Source organism: Bacillus sp. FSL M7-0307 (assembly GCF_038627835.1).
In the GTDB taxonomy this organism is placed as follows: domain Bacteria; phylum Bacillota; class Bacilli; order Bacillales; family Bacillaceae; genus Bacillus; species Bacillus altitudinis.
Map to the genome: position 1 here is coordinate 3,148,333 of NZ_CP152023.1, position 17,453 is coordinate 3,165,785.

The 17,453-nt window shown below is 40.8% G+C and carries 13 protein-coding genes; 5 read left to right on the forward strand and 8 right to left on the reverse strand.

Features of this window, described 5'->3' with window-relative positions:
• Nucleotides 1-57 precede the first annotated feature (57 nt).
• From nagA to MHI41_RS16220, 3 genes are read left to right on the forward strand one after another with little or no spacing between them, the layout of a single operon-like run.
• Nucleotides 58-1,248 (forward strand): N-acetylglucosamine-6-phosphate deacetylase, encoded by a 1,191-nt coding sequence (gene nagA / locus MHI41_RS16210; protein ID WP_342494304.1) that lies wholly within the window; start codon nucleotides 58-60, stop codon nucleotides 1,246-1,248.
• The gene (nagB, locus tag MHI41_RS16215) at nucleotides 1,248-1,973 is read left to right on the forward strand and encodes a glucosamine-6-phosphate deaminase (protein WP_019743405.1); all 726 of its coding nucleotides are present in this window, start codon (nucleotides 1,248-1,250) and stop codon (nucleotides 1,971-1,973) included. The genes nagA and nagB overlap by 1 nt, the downstream gene beginning before the upstream one ends.
• An 18-nt stretch (nucleotides 1,974-1,991) precedes the next feature.
• Nucleotides 1,992-2,717 carry a GntR family transcriptional regulator gene (locus tag MHI41_RS16220; RefSeq protein WP_342494305.1) on the forward strand — a complete coding sequence of 242 codons (726 nt, stop codon included), beginning with the start codon at nucleotides 1,992-1,994 and terminating at the stop codon, nucleotides 2,715-2,717.
• Between the two features lie 27 nt (nucleotides 2,718-2,744).
• Here MHI41_RS16220 and MHI41_RS16225 read toward each other — a convergent pair whose 3' ends face one another.
• The 5 genes from MHI41_RS16225 to MHI41_RS16245 all read right to left on the reverse strand — a co-directional run bounded on the left by MHI41_RS16225 (nucleotide 2,745) and on the right by MHI41_RS16245 (nucleotide 8,720).
• Entirely contained in the window at nucleotides 2,745-6,599 is a 3,855-nt protein-coding gene (locus MHI41_RS16225; RefSeq protein ID WP_342494306.1) for a metallophosphoesterase, read from the reverse strand.
• A gap of 94 nt (nucleotides 6,600-6,693) precedes the next feature.
• On the reverse strand, nucleotides 6,694-7,080 hold the full coding sequence (locus MHI41_RS16230; RefSeq protein WP_007500042.1) for a phage holin family protein: 387 nt from the start codon (nucleotides 7,078-7,080) through the stop codon (nucleotides 6,694-6,696).
• Nucleotides 7,081-7,275 (reverse strand): PspC domain-containing protein, encoded by a 195-nt coding sequence (locus MHI41_RS16235; protein WP_008348183.1) that lies wholly within the window; start codon nucleotides 7,273-7,275, stop codon nucleotides 7,081-7,083.
• Nucleotides 7,276-7,281: 6 nt separating this feature from the next.
• Nucleotides 7,282-8,373 (reverse strand): DUF4097 domain-containing protein, encoded by a 1,092-nt coding sequence (locus MHI41_RS16240; protein ID WP_007500040.1) that lies wholly within the window; start codon nucleotides 8,371-8,373, stop codon nucleotides 7,282-7,284.
• An 11-nt stretch (nucleotides 8,374-8,384) separates the two neighbouring features.
• Nucleotides 8,385-8,720, reverse strand: coding sequence for a membrane protein (locus tag MHI41_RS16245; protein ID WP_017357888.1), 336 nt, complete (start codon nucleotides 8,718-8,720; stop codon nucleotides 8,385-8,387).
• A 197-nt stretch (nucleotides 8,721-8,917) separates the two neighbouring features.
• Here MHI41_RS16245 and MHI41_RS16250 point away from each other — a divergent pair, with 197 nt between their 5' ends.
• Complete coding sequence (locus MHI41_RS16250) at nucleotides 8,918-9,148, forward strand: hypothetical protein (protein WP_342494307.1); 231 nt, start codon at nucleotides 8,918-8,920, stop codon at nucleotides 9,146-9,148.
• Between the two features lie 32 nt (nucleotides 9,149-9,180).
• Here the strand turns inward: MHI41_RS16250 and uvrA are convergent, their stop codons facing one another.
• From uvrA to MHI41_RS16265, 3 genes are all read right to left on the reverse strand, one after another.
• On the reverse strand, nucleotides 9,181-12,057 hold the full coding sequence (gene uvrA / locus MHI41_RS16255) for an excinuclease ABC subunit UvrA (protein WP_342494308.1): 2,877 nt from the start codon (nucleotides 12,055-12,057) through the stop codon (nucleotides 9,181-9,183).
• Nucleotides 12,058-12,064: 7 nt separating this feature from the next.
• Nucleotides 12,065-14,050 carry an excinuclease ABC subunit UvrB gene (gene uvrB / locus MHI41_RS16260; RefSeq protein WP_035389639.1) on the reverse strand — a complete coding sequence of 662 codons (1,986 nt, stop codon included), beginning with the start codon at nucleotides 14,048-14,050 and terminating at the stop codon, nucleotides 12,065-12,067.
• 290 nt (nucleotides 14,051-14,340) lie between these two features.
• Complete coding sequence (locus tag MHI41_RS16265; protein ID WP_008348197.1) at nucleotides 14,341-14,586, reverse strand: CsbA family protein; 246 nt, start codon at nucleotides 14,584-14,586, stop codon at nucleotides 14,341-14,343.
• A 285-nt stretch (nucleotides 14,587-14,871) separates the two neighbouring features.
• Here MHI41_RS16265 and MHI41_RS16270 point away from each other — a divergent pair, with 285 nt between their 5' ends.
• On the forward strand, nucleotides 14,872-17,397 hold the full coding sequence (locus tag MHI41_RS16270; RefSeq protein WP_342494309.1) for a PEP/pyruvate-binding domain-containing protein: 2,526 nt from the start codon (nucleotides 14,872-14,874) through the stop codon (nucleotides 17,395-17,397).
• The last annotated feature ends 56 nt before the right edge of the window (nucleotides 17,398-17,453 follow it).

Sequence of the window (17,453 nt, forward strand, 5' to 3'; positions counted from 1 at the left end):
CAACTATACTTAAAAAAGGTAAACTGAATCTAACGACGAGAATAAGGGGGCACAATCATGAGCAGTTCTTTATTGCTCTCTAATATTCATATTGTGACAAAGACAGAAATCATTGAAAACGGTTTTGTCGGTTTACGCGATGGCAAGATCGACTATATTTCAACATCACCACCGACAGGAAATTATGAAAAAGTATATATTTCCCGGGAAAACTTTTATTTACTCCCCGGAATGATTGATATTCACATTCATGGGGGATATGGTGCAGATATGATGGATGCGACACCAGAAGCCATGAATACACTTGCTGATCACTTACCCGCAGAAGGAACGACAAGCTTTTTAGCAACAACCATTACACAAAATCATCAAGAGATTGAGCAAGCACTTAAAAATGTCGCACAGTGGAGACCCTATAATAAAAAGCAGGCTGGAAGTCAGGCACAATGTTTAGGCATTCATCTAGAAGGTCCTTTTATTTCTAAAGATAAAGCTGGTGCGCAGCCAGCTCAATGGATTACACAGGCTAACCTTCCTCTTTTTGAGAAATGGCTGAGTGCATCTGATCAGCTGATTCGAATTGTCACTTTTGCACCTGAGGAAGATACTGATTTTGCATTTCTTTCCCTGCTAAAAGAAAAAAATATCATTCCTTCTATTGGACATACAAATGCTCCTCATGACATGATTGAACTAGCAGCAAAGCACGGTGCGCGTCATGTCACGCATCTTTATAATGCGATGAGTTCATTTCAGCATCGTGAGCCCAATGTTGCAGGGGCTGCGCTTACAAACGAAAAGCTTTTGACTGAGCTGATTACAGATGGCATTCATTCACATCCTCTTTCCGTAAAGCTTGCGTATTTGGCAAAGGGAAGTGAACGTTTGATCATGATTACAGACTCAATGCGTGCAAAAGGACTTGGAGAGGGGACCTACGAATTTGGCGGGCAGACTGTGACAGTCGGCGGTGAAAAAGCATTGCTGGCAGATGGAACACTTGCAGGATCGATTTTACAAATGAAAGATGGGGTCAAACGTATGAGACAGATCACACAATGCGGATGGACAGAAATTGCTCAAATGACCTCAACAAATGCAGCCACTCAGCTCGGGATCGATCATCAGCTCGGTTCGATCGAAGTTGGAAAACTGGCAGACTTGGTCATTTGGGATGAAGCTGGCGAACTCATGATGACGATCTGCCATGGACAAATCGTTTATGAAAAAAAGGAGGCCACACACTGATGAACATCATCGAATTTGCAGATAAAGATCAATTAGGAAAAGCAGCAGCTGCTTTCATTGCACGTACCATTGAATCAAAAACAGATGCGGTTCTCGGTCTGGCAACTGGCGGTACACCAATTGACACTTATAAAGAGTTAATTCAGTTGCATCAAACAGAACAATTGTCTTTCAAACAAGCAAGAACAGTGAATCTGGATGAGTACGTGGGAATTGATCCAAATCATGAAAATAGTTATATGACTTACATGAAGCGTCATTTATTCGACCATATTGATCTCCCATCAGATCAATATTTCCTCCCCAATGGTGCTGCTTCTCACTTGGAAGAAGAGTGCTTAAGGTATGATCAGCTCATTGAAGATTTAGGGGGCATTGATCTTCAGCTACTTGGTATCGGACAAAATGGACATATCGGGTTTAATGAACCTGGTACTCCCTTCGACTCAAAGACGCATGTCGTCCAATTAGATGAACACACTCGCCAGGCCAATGCAAGATACTTTTCTTCTATTGATGATGTGCCTACACATGCCATTACAATGGGAATTGCAAGCATTCTTTCAAGTAAAAAAATTCTCCTTCTCGCATCAGGAAAATCAAAAGCGGACGTGATACAATATTTAGAACGAACAGAGATTCACCCAGACTTCCCTGCATCTGCTCTAAAACTTCATGAAGATGTGACGATTTTTATTGATCGAGAAGCTGGTTCACTACGCTAAACACGAGAGGATTTTCACATGTTTATTGATAAGCAGTCACCTATCCCCATGTACCATCAGATTATGGAGAACTTGAAAAAGCAGATTGAGGATGGAACGTTAGCACCTGATACACTCATTCCTTCTGAAAGAGAATATGCCGAACGCTTTGGTATTAGCCGAATGACTGTCAGACAAGCCTTATCGAACCTTGTGAACGAAGGATATTTATACCGGCAAAAAGGAAAAGGAACATTTGTTAGCCGAAAGAAGTTTGAACAACCGCTTCAGGGCTTAACAAGCTTTACAGAAGATATGCGTCAACGTGGGTTCAACGCTTCAAGTCAGTTGATTGATTTCAAAAAAGTCGCATGCCCAGAGCACTTGCTGCAATCATTACAGCTGTCGAACAGTGAAGATGTTTATGAATTAAAACGAATCCGCCTTGCAAACAATGAACCTATGGCTATTGAAACGAGTTATATACCTGAAAAATTTGCTGGCGAGCTCACAAAGGACCATTTAACTGGATCTTTATATGAATATATAGAAAGGAACACAGGTCTAACCATTGCCCATGCCAAGCAGGAGCTTGAAGCCAATGTTGCTTCAAAGGAAGAAGCTGACCTGCTGTCTATTTCATTAGGGGACCCTGTCCTCTCCATTGTAAGAACAACTTATTTTCAAAATGACCTTCCATTCGAGTATGTCATGTCCGTTTATAGAGGGGATCGATACAAACTCACTCACACAATGGAAAGATAAAACTGTGCTCCTGAAAGCACAGTTTTTTTATTTCCTAAGAAATGTTGATTGATCATCATTTTTTGTATGAATTTTCCATATAGGCGAAATCGCTTTCCCTTCGAACCGGTCTTTTGCGACAGTGTACCAATAATATTCTTGATTTGGCTTTAACCCTTTCCATTCAAAGCTTGCTTTTTTACCACTTTTCACACCTTTGACCTCTCCAAGAAGAACGTTTGTGTAGACATTCAATTCAAAATAATTGGTTTTAACGGATTTCATTTTAGGTGTTAAATCCACATCAATTGAAAATTCATCTTGATCTCCATACGTTTTTGGATCATAGAAATGTTCTTGATTCAAGTAGGGTGAATATGTGGTGAAATGAAGTTTATTTTTTTCTTGATCCGCAGTGATCAGCCGCATAAAACCTTGACCGCCTTCAGGACCTGACTGGTAATCTGCAAGGATTTGATATACTTTTCTGTCCACTTTTCCATCATGATCATCGTCAATCTCATCTACTTTTCGACTGGCTCCGTGGTAGTGGCCGCTAAATACCGCGACAATATTCGGGTGACGCTTTACCACTTGATGGAAGATCAAATCTCCAATTGGGCTTCGATTGCCGCTCACTAACAAATACTCATGGAAATTTAAAATGACAATTCGATCTGGATGTTCAGAAATGACTCGATTTAACCAGTCAATCTCATTTTGCTTGATCCCCCAGCCCATATACACCATCATATAATCATTGCCACCAGCAGAGATAAGATCATAATGACCTCGATTGTTTTGATAGGATTCACCGTAATACGGCTTGTCTTCAAAGCGTTTCGCTCCAAAATACCTCCCATATTCCCTATAATGGCCGTCTTTGTGCCTGACATCATGATTACCAGCTAATACACCGTAAGGAATCTGATGCTTATCTAACACACGCATAAATGTATCGGCACGATTCCACTGCTTGTCCTTTGAATCATCCACAATATCACCTGTATGGAACACATATTGAATATTTAATGGGTCCCTTTGATCTCTGATCCACTCGACCATTTTTTTGAAGATATGAGGATAACTTCTGGCATAATATTGAGTATCAGACATCCACACCATCTTATAAGGCTTTAACGTCTTACTGATCTCATCTTGTACAAGCAAATCAAACGTTTGATTTTTCATATACTGTCTGACTGACAGCAGCCCTTTCAGGTAAAATTCCTTTTCATCCTTGGCAAAGTGATGAGTGATTTTATCCCACTTTTCTTGCTGATGATTCCAAGCGTACATCGTTACCTTTCTCCCTGATAATGAGCTTCCTTTCCATACAGCTTCGACAACATCCTTTTCACGTACATCGTGATGAACCTTGATTTGAAAGCGATGATAAGGAAAATGCTGTAGATCTTTCGTTTCCACTGATTTACCATCAGCAAATGCAATGCGATTTCTTTCTCGATCAGAAAAAATCATTTCCCCTGTTTCATTTAAATGTTTTGGCGGCTCTGTTTCCGCTGCATATTTGAAAATCTTCATGGACGGATGCAGCGATGTATATTGATAGGCACGGTAAAAGGAGTAATCTAACTGATCATTAGTAGGATCATTGGTTAGCACTGTTTGCTTAGATGATTCCTTTTTTGTCCTATCTGACACTCTCTCTGGCGTTTCAGGGTGTTCATGTACCGTCTTAAAAACCTTTTTCAAAGTTGATTTGTTTCCAGCGGCATCTTTTGCTTTTATCTTCAATGTGTGCTCCCCAGGTTCTAATTCGCTAGAGGACGTTTGATAAGGCAAAGAGATGGGTTTTCCATCTAAATATGCCTTCATCTCCGCTATATCACTCCAACGATCCGTCACCTTTGCCTTTAACGTAAAGACGCCTTTATATTGGTCATTTGCCTGTATATTACTCTTGATTTTCGGACCCGTGTTATCGACTTTCACACGTACAGATTGAGATTCGTCTGCAGTTTTAGCCTGAACAACATGTACTCCTTCTTTCAGCCTTCTTGTATCCCACTGAATATAGCTTGAAGCATATGCTTGCTTCGGGATTTGAAACTGAAATGCTCTTACCTTCTTAGCGCTGCCACCGTCGCCCATTTTCCATTCCTCATGCTGGCTCGCATTTAGAGGCAGAATTTGAGTTCCATTCGATAAAATCATCTGGACATTTTTCAATTCAAAATCATCGTGATTTTCTCCAGGAAATCGGTCAAACGGCGATGACTTCGTCCCAGCATGGAATGATATCGTTTGTGGACCTGCCTTTTCTAAGTGTTTTTCTGGTATTGGTATTGTATAGGTGCGATACACTTTTGTCGAATCATCAAAAATGGAAAGTAAGTGCTTACCTATAGATACACCATTCTTAAAATATAAATTTGTCCCTTTGACATCAAATGCAAGATATGGATCTGCTTCAAGTGCAGGGAATACTTGTCGAATCGGTTTTCCATCTATCATTAATTGTATGCTTTTTTTCTGATCTGCTGTTGCTTTTAAGTGAAATACGCCAGAAACCGTATCTCCTTCTTCTACATTCAATCGAAGGCCGTGAGCTTTGCTTACTTGTTCCACATCAATTGTTTTTTTCATTGTCATTGCTTGATTTTCGCCGTCTGACGCTTCAATCTGATATTCCAATCGTTCTTTACCGATGAGCTCAGGTGAATAAATAATATGGTGAAACAGCCGATCATTATGATCCTTTTGAAGCAGCACCTCTTTAAAATCTTCATGACGATTGGTTCGATATCGCAATTTGACCGTTTTGACGGACTGATCATCCTGCACATCTGCTCTCATTTCAATGCCTTCAGTTGGTTTTATCGGTTGATTGTCTGTCATATCTTCAATCACAGGTTTATGAACATCTTGTGATATTTCTTTTTTTTCAGTTGGAACTTGTGCTTTTAACACTTTTCCGGGTGTCGGCTCTTCCTCCACTTTCGAGATCAGCTTCATTTGTGTCGTACCATCCATTGGATACTTGAACAGTAACGATCTGTGCTCGTTAAACAATGAAGGCTTTAAACGATAGGATGCCGACGATACCTCTTCTCCTATATTTGTTGTGATAGAAACAAGGCGGGATTTAGAATTGGACAATCCTTTACTCTCAATGACCGATAGATGCTCGCCCTCTTTTAAATGGCTTTTGTACATCGCATTAAAATCCGCTACCGTTAAATGCTCCTGTCCTTTTTTTCTAAGCCAAAATACGTACGGTTTTCCAGGAGAAATGGTGATCGGACTTGTGTGGAATGAATATATATCATCCATCTCCACGCCTTGCGCTGGATTGCGATAGCGAAGCTGATAATGTCGAAGTGAAATGGGTGCATGTGTTGTGTTATACACCTCGATGAATTCAAAAGCATCCTTGCCTTTGCGGTTTTTTGAATTCACCACGATTTCTGTCATCAATAGCTCAGGAATTTGTGAGAGATCCTCTTCAAATCCGTTTAAGTGAACAGCTTGTTCGGTTGTTTTGATGACAGACTTCTGCGTCAGGAATTCTGTATAGTAATGAACTGTTGGATTCCACAATTGATCTGTCGGGATTTTCGCTGTAAATTCTGGTTTCATCCCCGGCAATCGTTCCATTGGGATCAATCGATATCCCAGTTCATCACTCTGTTTATAGTACAAGTTTGCAGACAAAATTTGCTCTGACTGACTAATAGATGCCCGAAATTGAAGATCACGGTTTTTTCCTTGAACCGGACGGACATCTACTTGAAATTGATCAAAGATAAAAGGTGAAAAGGGCTTATTTCGTATGTTCACTTGTGTTTGTGTCAAAGATCCTGCTGAAGCAGGCTGACTGAAACAAAAAAGAATGCTCAAAAAAAGCAAAAGAATGATTTGTCTGCTCACATTCACCATCGTGCACCGCCTCCCTTCGGATATTGTGTCTCCTGAAGACGGTTTTTATGACAGATGGAACGGGGAAACGATATAAATTCTCACAAAAAAACCGTTAGCTTTTTTTCGCTAACGGTTCCACGATTCCTTTTTGTATGAGCAAATGGAAAATGGATAAAATGACAGCCATCCAAATGGCCGTTCCAAACCCATCAATGTTAAAACTATCTCCCATAAAGCTTGAGGTCATCATCAGTGTGATGGCATTAATGACAAAGAGGAACAATCCTAGTGAAAGTACTGTCACTGGCAGCGTTAAAATGATCAAAAACGGCTTCACTAAAATATTGAGCAAGGACAAAATAATACTTGCTACAATCGCAGCGCCAAAACCTTCAATATACACACTACCAAGGCCTGGCAGAATGCCTGAATCAAAATATCCAGCAATGACGATTAAAAGTAATGCATTGACGAAAATACTAACGATCCATCTAAGCATTTAGTTAGTGCCTTCTTCCGGAACAACAAAATACCAGATGAAGTAGATCAAGAATATCGGCATAAATGCTGTCATAAATCCGATGATCACCGTTAAAATACGAAGCAGGGATGCATCGACACTTAAGTATTCAGCAAGTCCACCAACAACACCCGCTATTTTTTTATCTGTCGCTGAACGATAAAGCTTCTTCATGTAGAATCACTCCTTGTCTGATTGGTGCTTTACTTGGATTGAGCCTGTTTTTGTTTCTGCAAAAATGGATATATTGTGCTCCGCCTGTTGATTGGCTTTGATCATTTTCTCTTTTTGCAGCGTTTCATTTTTCTCTTTAATCATATTTGCATCAAGCAGTTCATGAGAGATCGATCCGAGATTGCTTTTCAGCTCCGCAGTCACTGCACAAGCACGCGGAATCTGAACGTCCACACTGCCTGTTGTCGTTTTTGCATAGATCGAACGGCATTTCTCATCTGACAGCTGAACAGCAATGTTCCCATTGAAGCTCTGTGCATCAATTGATTCACTTTTCCCACGCAGGTCAATGAGCCCATTAATGGTTTCTACTTCAATCATACCACACTCGTGATCAGCCAGTTTGATTTGTCCATTTGCTGTTTCAATTCCGACTTTTTCTGCTTGTAAAGAGGCAAAAGAGACGACGCCATTTGTTGTTTTTGCAGCCAGTTCTTTTGTCTTTAGCTTTTCCCCGCGAATCGGTCCATTAAACAGTTTGACTTTGATCTTATCGTATTGGATACGAGGTACATACAGGGTGACATTGACCTTCATGGTCTTCTTTTCAGTTCGGATAAAAAATTTGTCCCCTTCAAGCCCGCAATCCAGATGTTGAAGAAATTGCTGTCTGGCCTGCTCTCCATCCTCTGCACGGTAAATTTTCGCATGACACTCTGCCCGAACATCCCCATCATCCCAAGGCATCAAATTGAGACTGCCGTTTGCCAATTGTATATCTAAATGGGACAGTGCAGCGTCTTTGAATTGAAAAATGTGTTCAACGTCGACGGACTGTCCAAAGTTCAAATCAAGATCTACATCTTTGACCTTTTTCACCGCCGAATCTAACCATCCAAACAGCTTGGCACCGAGGTTTTCAGTACCAGTTCCTTTATTCTCTGTGCCAGCTTTTTCTTCATGAAAGGTATGATCAGCCGTTGATTTTTCTAGTGAAATGGACTGATTTTCTTCTAGTTTTTCAAGCAGCGTAATCGCTTCTTTTGCAGATAATGTCCCGTCTTCTACTAATTTTAAAATGCGTTCTTTTTCATTCATACAAAGCCCTCCTACGATTTAATGGATTGAAGCACTTTAATACCTTGAATGATATTCCAAATGACAGAGATCAAAAAGCCAATGGCGACTAAAAAGGACAAGATGAGTACGGTGAACACTGGGATGAGTGAGTCGCTTGCCTGTGTCGTCAATAAAAAGGGGATAGATCCAAAAACCAGCAGCACACACGCTGCGACTGGCAAAACATGTGACCACAATGCACGCAGCGAATGCCGTTTCGTTTCCTTTTGATCCACTACAAAATATGCCACGATTGGTACAATAAACGGCATGAAAAATACACTAAAATAACAAATAGATGCAATGATCGACTGATCTCTGTTCATATATATTCGCTCCTTCATGATGAAAATTCCTTTCTAACTCATACGTTTATGGCGTATAAAAAGTTTCAAACTCATTCGATTTACATATGACCTTAGACACAAATTATTTCTTTTTGCACCTAAGTATAGATTCTTCATGGATTACCCTTTAAAATATGTTGAAAAGATGGTGATTATCATTATAGGGGGTAATTATTTTGACAGATCATCATAATGCTAACCACACGGCACAAACGCTTTTAGACCTTATACAGAAACAGAAAAGCATGAACAGCGATATGATCAAGGAGCTAGAGGCCATTCATCCGTCTCATCCGAAGTATGGTGATATCCGTTATTTAAAAGTACTGCTCGATAGTAGCAGCACTCATATTTTAAAGGATTTAATGCACCTCAGTAACTTAATGCCAAAGGAAGATGTGCAATAAAAGGAAAACCCCTCTTTCGGAGGGGTTTTTCTTTATGAGGATGTCACACTTTCTGTTTCTTTGACTAACTGTTTCATTCGCTCACGATCACGCTCTAAAATCGGTTTTAAGTATCGACCGGTGTAAGAAGCTGCTTCTTTAGCAATGTGTTCAGGTGTGCCTGAAGCAATAATCGTTCCTCCACCAGCACCGCCTTCTGGTCCTAGATCAACAAGGTAATCGGCAGCCTTAATAATATCAAGGTTGTGCTCAATGACCAATACCGTATCCCCGTTTTCGACCAAGCGCTGGAGCACTTTTAACAACCTAGCAATATCATCCACATGAAGACCCGTTGTCGGTTCGTCTAAAATATACAAGGATCTTCCGTTTGAACGGCGGTGAAGCTCAGATGCCAATTTCACGCGCTGCGCCTCTCCACCAGACAATGTCGTGGCAGGCTGCCCAAGTGTAATGTATCCTAATCCAACATCAAAGATCGTTTGCAGCTTCCGCTTAATTTTCGGGATATTCTCGAAAAATTGAAGTGCGTCCTCTACCGTCATTTCAAGCACATCGGAAATATTTTTTCCTTTATACGTGACCTCTAGAGTCTCGCGGTTATAACGTTTCCCGTGACACACTTCACAAGGCACATATACATCAGGTAAAAAGTGCATTTCAATTTTAATAATGCCATCTCCACGACACGCTTCGCAGCGTCCACCTTTCACGTTAAAGCTGAATCGCCCTTTTTTATAGCCTCGTACCTTCGCTTCATTGGTTTGCGCAAAAACATCCCGCACGTCATCAAATACACCTGTATACGTAGCAGGATTGGATCTTGGTGTACGGCCAATTGGAGATTGATCAATATCAATGACTTTGTCTAAGTGATCCATTCCTTTGATTTCTTTGTGCTGTCCTGGCTTCGCTTTTGCTCTGTGCAGTTTTTGGGCAAGGGATTTCAATAAAATTTCATTCACAAGTGTACTTTTCCCTGATCCTGACACACCCGTCACAGCGGTAAAGACACCTAAAGGAAACTTCGCATTCACGTTTTTAAGATTGTTTTCTTTTGCCCCTTTAATTTCAATGAAGCGCCCGTCAGGCTTTCGTCTCTCAATCGGAAGCGGGATGAATTTCTCACCAGATAAATATTGTCCAGTCAACGATTTTGGGTCCTTCATGACTTCTTCTGGCGTTCCAGCTGAAATCACTTCTCCTCCATGAACCCCTGCTCCTGGTCCAATATCAATGAGATAATCAGCGGCAAGCATCGTATCTTCATCATGTTCTACGACAATCAGTGTGTTTCCGATATCACGCATGTTTTTCAATGTCCCAATCAACCGGTCATTATCCCGTTGATGCAGACCAATCGATGGTTCATCTAAAATATAAAGAACGCCTGTCAGTCTTGATCCGATTTGTGTCGCCAAACGAATCCGCTGCGCCTCCCCGCCTGATAATGTGCCAGCAGACCGGCTTAATGTCAGATAATCTAATCCGACATTATTTAAGAAGGATAAGCGCTCTTTGATTTCACGTAAAATGAGCTGGGCAATCTGCAAATCTTTCTCAGACAACTCAATTTTATCATAGAAATCAAGGGCATCAGATACAGACAAATCGGTCATTTCTCCAATATGTTTGCCATTGATGAGAACCGCAAGCGTTTCTTTTTTCAGGCGATATCCTTTACAGGTCGGGCATGGCTGATTGGCCATATATTTTTCCATTTGCTCCCGAATATAATCGGAGCTCGTTTCCTTGTAACGCCGTTCAATGTTACGAAGCACACCTTCAAACTCGATTTCATTTTCACGGACCTGGCCAAAATCATTTTCATATTTAAAATAAACCAGCTCAGAGCCGCTGCCATATAAAATTTTATCAAATAAATGCGTCGGGATATCTTTTACTGGAATATCCATGTCAATTCCATAGTGTGTACATACGGCCTCAAGAAGCTGCGGGTAATATTGTGAGCTTTGAGGCTCCCATGGGGCAATGGCATGCTGACGTAAAGTCAAATCCTTATTCGGAATCACAAGCTCTGGATCTACTTCTAGTTTAGAACCAAGCCCATCACAGCTTGGGCAGGCACCGAAAGGGCTATTAAACGAGAACATTCTTGGCTCAAGTTCCCCAATAGAGAATCCGCAGTGCGGACAAGCATGATGCTCACTAAATAACAGCTCCTCTTGTCCAATCACATCAATCATCACACGACCTTCACCAAGTCGGAGTGCCGTTTCAAGAGAATCAGACAACCGTGCCGCCACGCCTTCTTTCACGACAATTCGATCAATCACCACTTCAATGGAATGCTTTTTATTCTTTTCAAGCTCGATCTCTTCTGACAGGTCCTCCATCTCGCCATCAACTCTGACTCGAACGTAGCCCTGCTTCCGAATTTGATCAAGTACTTTCACGTGAGTTCCCTTACGTCCAGATACGACCGGAGCAAGCACTTGTAGTTTCGTTCGTTCTGGATACTCTAAAATGCGGTCTGTCATTTGCTCAATTGTCTGTGATGTAATTTCGATCCCATGAATAGGACAAATCGGTTTTCCGACTCGAGCATATAATAGACGCAAGTAATCATAAATTTCTGTAACAGTCCCAACGGTTGATCGAGGGTTCCTGCTTGTCGTTTTCTGGTCAATACTAATCGCTGGAGAAAGCCCTTCAATCGCATCTACATCTGGTTTGTCCATTTGACCGAGAAATTGACGTGCATAGGCTGACAGTGACTCAACATACCTACGCTGACCTTCTGCATAAATGGTATCAAAGGCAAGCGATGATTTTCCCGAACCAGATAAACCCGTAATGACCACTAGCTGATCGCGCGGGATATTGACATCAATATTTTTAAGGTTGTGGGCTCTTGCCCCTTTCACCTCTATTCGTTCCATAGCCATCAGGCATTCATCCTTCCGCTTTTAGCTCTAGCAATAGATCTCTTAATTCTGCTGCTTTTTCAAAATCAAGCGCTTTTGCTGCATCTTTCATTTCCATCTCGACGTTTTCGATCACTTTTTCTCGTTCTTTTTTGCTCATTTTTGACAACTTTGGTGCTGCTTTTGTTTCGTATTCTTCCGAATCCTCATGTACTTTTGTTGCCTTGATCACATCTCGAATCTTCTTATGGATCGTTTGCGGAGTGATACCAAATTTCTCATTATACGCTTCTTGCTGCTCACGTCTCCGCTTTGTTTCTTGTATGGCAATGTCCATTGATTTCGTCATATTGTCTGCATACATAATAACCCGGCCTTCTGCATTTCTTGCAGCACGGCCAATCGTCTGGATGAGGGATCTTTCTGAACGTAAAAAGCCTTCTTTATCCGCATCTAAAATCGCCACGAGCGACACCTCTGGAATATCCAAACCTTCTCGAAGAAGGTTGATCCCAACAAGCACATCATATTTTCCGAGACGTAAATCACGAATAATCTCAATCCGCTCTAGTGTCTTAATTTCTGAGTGCAGATAATTGACCTTGATTCCGATTTCTTTCAGATAATCTGTCAGATCCTCAGACATTTTCTTCGTTAAAGTCGTCACAAGCACACGCTCATTTTTCTCAACCCTTGCATGAATTTCCCCAATTAAGTCATCGATTTGTCCTTCAATCGGGCGGACTTCAATGATTGGATCAAGCAAACCGGTTGGACGAATAATTTGTTCCACAACCTCTGGCGTTTTCTCAAGCTCGTATGGGCCAGGTGTTGCGGATACATGCACAATATGGTTAATGTGCTTTTCAAACTCATCAAATGTGAGTGGTCTATTATCAAGTGCTGACGGCAGACGGAATCCATGATCAACAAGCACTTGTTTTCTTGCCTGGTCCCCATTGTACATGGCGCGAATTTGCGGGATGGTCACGTGTGACTCATCGACAACAATCATAAAATCATCCGGAAAATAATCAAGCAATGTGTAAGGTGTAGAACCAGGCGGACGTAAGGTGAGATGTCTTGAGTAGTTCTCAATCCCTGAACAAAAGCCCATCTCTCTCATCATCTCTAGGTCATACCTTGTCCGCTGCTCAAGACGCTGTGCTTCAAGCAATTTTCCGTTTTCACGAAGCTTTTCCAACTGTTCCTCAAGCTCTTTTTCAATATTAATAATCGCTTTTTCCATCTTTTCTTCTCTTGTGACGAAGTGAGATGCTGGGAAAATAGCGACGTGGTCACGATCACCGAGAATTTCTCCAGTGAGAGCATCTACTTCACGAATACGTTCAATTTCATCACCGAAAAACTCCACTCTGATACAATGCTCATCTCGTGAAGCAGGAAAAATTTCAACGACGTCTCCTCGAACTCTGAAGGTTCCGCGCTGAAAATCTATATCATTACGAGAATACTGAATATCCACAAGCTTACGCAGCAGCTGATTTCGTTCAATTTCCATTTCAGTTCGTAAAGACAGCACAAGCTCTCTGTATTCTTCAGGAGAACCTAAGCCATAAATACAGGACACACTGGCAATGATGATGACATCTCTCCGCTCAAATAATGAGGATGTGGCGGAGTGTCTTAGCTTATCGATCTCATCATTAATGCTAGCATCCTTTTCAATAAATGTATCAGTTTGAGGCACATACGCCTCAGGCTGGTAATAATCATAATAACTCACAAAATATTCAACAGCATTATTCGGAAAGAATTCCTTAAACTCGCTGTATAATTGTCCGGCAAGTGTCTTGTTATGCGCAATGACAAGTGTTGGTTTGTTCACTTCTTTGATCAGGTTGGATACAGTAAAGGTCTTTCCCGTACCTGTAGCACCTAACAGCGTTTGATGCTGTTTCCCCTGATGGATGCCCTCCACAAGCTTTTCAATGGCTTTTGGCTGATCTCCTTGGGGCTGATAGTTAGAAACTAATTCAAAGCGGTCACTCACATCAAAGCCTCCGTTTCGTTACGAAATCTATCTAATGAATATATTATCATAAAAGAACACAAAAATACGAACTAAAGTTCGTGTCTGATTTGATTTTTATTTCCAATACAACCATACCCTCTCTGCCGTGGCTCATAACCCTCTAAAGAAACCTTCCTTTCAGTATGGAACATTTTGGAGCGAGATATTCGATCAGCAGAAAAACCACAAAAAAGAAAGCTGCACTCACTAGAATCGTAAGCACAGCTCCTGCAATCAAAAACATTTTCTTTTCATCAAGAGGGATCACATCAATGATGTTTTTCAGCCTTCTCTCTTTTTTCGACTTCTTTCTTGGCCATAAACAATGCCCCGGCCACTAAAGAAATAATATCTAATCCTACGATAAAGTAGGTTTCTGTATAGCCTTTCATATACGAAGCAAATAAAAGCGCTGCTGTTAATGCAATGCCAACGTAATGATTATAAGTAACCTTTGAAAATAAAATAACGAGCAAGAAAGGAAAAACAAGTGCAAATATGGCTTTTGTAATCACAAAAACCCTCCCTCTACATGGTCTACTCCCTTGATTATAGTAAAGTTTGGCATAATGAACAATTCACAGTTTTCAATTTCAGCTTTTTTTCTTCTCGGGTGAAGACTTTTGATATAGATGAGGAGGGAAATTAGTGAAAACGTCCCCTTTCTAAAGATAGGTCTTTACGTCTTTGACAGTTACATCCAATAAATTCTATGATGAAAATGATAGTGCGCACTATCATTTTAAAAAACAAAAAGAGACAAATGAAACCATTGGCTATTTGGATAAGGGGGCATTCCCATGTATTCAGTATTATTTCATGCGGCTGAAGAATCCGCATCACTCGCAGGGGCAAAAGGCGTGAATTTAATTAAATTAAACAATCACGGACTGCCAGTTCCAGATGGATTTATTATTAAAACGAACAGCTTTGCAAGCTTTCTTTCATATCACAATTTCCATCCAACTGATCAAAATCTTGCCCGAAAAATCACAGAAGCTTCGTTTCCTTCACAAATGGAGACAGAATTACTTTCATCCTTTCAATCATTGTTGAAAACATATCCATCCGCTGCAGTGCGATCCTCTTCTGTTGCGGAAGATCTCGAAGGCGCCTCCTTTGCAGGTCAATACGAGACCTATTTAAATATCAAAACAAATGAAGAATTCTTGCAAGCCGTCAAAGAATGTTGGTCGTCTTACTTCGCAGCAAGAGTCACAGAATATAAGGAAGAAATGATTGAGAACGAGGAAGAGATGCCGCTCATGGCTGTTGTTGTACAAGGATTGATCCATTCTGACATCTCTGGTGTCATCTTTAGTGAGAATCCTGTATCAGGAAAAACAAACGAAGTCATGATGACTGCAAGCTATGGACTAGGAGAAGCCATCGTCTCCGGCCTTGTGACACCAGATACATTTATTGTAAACAAAGAAACGTACTCTATTGAAAAATCACTAGGAACAAAAGAAGTCCAAATTGTCCCCTGTCAAGAGGGCGTCATTGAACAACCCGTAGGTGAGGAGATGGCTGGCCAATTTTGTCTTCAAGATGATCAATTGATCCAAATCACGAAAATGACAAAACAAGTAGAAGAACTTTATGGACATGGAGTAGATATCGAATTCGGCATGTCAGATGGTACTTTTTATTTACTTCAAGCAAGACCGATTACTGCTTCTTTTTCCAATACAGCAAATGGCTCCTCAGGTGCAGCCTTTCAAATGAAACCTGAAGAGCTGCAAGACTTCTGGATCTCAATGGACGATCATATGCCTGGACCCACAAGTCCTCTTTTTTCAAGTTTGATCATACCTGCTTTAAAAAACGGGATGAAGAAAAACGGAGAGAAGTATCAAGTACCAGACCTTAATATTAAAGATATCAAGCTTTATAGAGGCCATTTGTATTCTTCACCGTCTATGCCAGAAGCGTCAGAGGAACCAGTTTTTGACGAGAGCCTATTCGAACTGTTTCCTCGTTTAAGCGAAAGAATGTATCGCATTTTAAAGCAAAACTTGTTCCCATTATACGAAAAACTTGATCGGCAAATCACTCAACCGCTAACAATTGATGAAGCCATTAATGGCTTTCAAGAATTAAAGGAGATTTATCTAAGAGCGTATGACGACCATTTTGATATTGTCATACCTCAAGTCATTCTATCAGCGATCATTGAAGACATGCTTGTCACATATACTGGGGATCAAACACAAGTCGTTCTGCTGCATGAAATGATGATAGGTGTGATGAACAAGTCTCTTGAAACAGATCAAAAGCTATCTCACTTGGCAAAAGACGTTCTTCAAGATTCCGAGCTTCTTCAGGCATTTAAAGATCATTCAACGAATGCTGAACTATTATATGCACTCAATCATACAGAAAAAGGGAAAAACTTCATTTCCAACGTAGAAGCTTTTCTCCAAGTCTATGGTTGGCGGTCTGTTAAAAGCCATGATTTCACAGAGGAAACATGGGTGGAAAATCCTGAATTTGTCTTGGACATCATTAGAAACAACATTCGGTACCAATCTGATTTTGATGAAGAATTTGCACAAGCCGTGATCAAAAGGCAAGAAACGTATGAAGAGTTTATCAGTCAAGTGACAGATGAAGCGTTTAAAACAAAATTTGAGGAACTTTATCATTTTGCGCTCCATGCAGCCAATATTCGAGATGATCATCACTTTTACATTGATGCCATGTTAGATGCAAAAGCGAGACTCTATCTCTTAAAAATTGGTGAACTTCTTGTTCAAAAAGGAGCGATCCCTCATCAAGAAGACCTTTGGTATCTTTACGATGATGAAGTACTCAATGCGCTCACAACTTCGACCACATACGATTCGATCATTCAGCAAAGAAAAATTGAAATGAAGGAAAATGAATCCATCCAACCACCAGCATATACAGGAACGCCTTCTGAAGCTGAATTGCAGCAAGTAGAAAGAATGCTTGGTTCGCTAAGGGAAAATGAAAACAACACAGACGATGCAATCTATGGAATTGGTGCATCTAGCGGCATTACTTCCGGAAGAGTCAGAGTCATTACATCTGCTGATGAATTTTCACAATTTGAAAAAGATGACATTTTAGTTTGTAAAACAACGACACCTTTATGGACCAGCTTATTTAGAGACGCAAAAGCAGTCATCACCGATTCTGGCGGCATTTTGTCCCATTCCGCTATTATCGCTAGAGAATATATGATACCTGCTGTATTAGGTACACGGATCGCAACTGAAAAACTAAAATCCGGTGACCTCGTGACAGTAGATGGAGCCAATGGCCGTATTCAGTTATTAAAGCAGCATTCACGGGCATAGTTGTCACTGTTTGGATCATATTGGCGGTCGTAGATTTTATCGGTATACTTACTTTG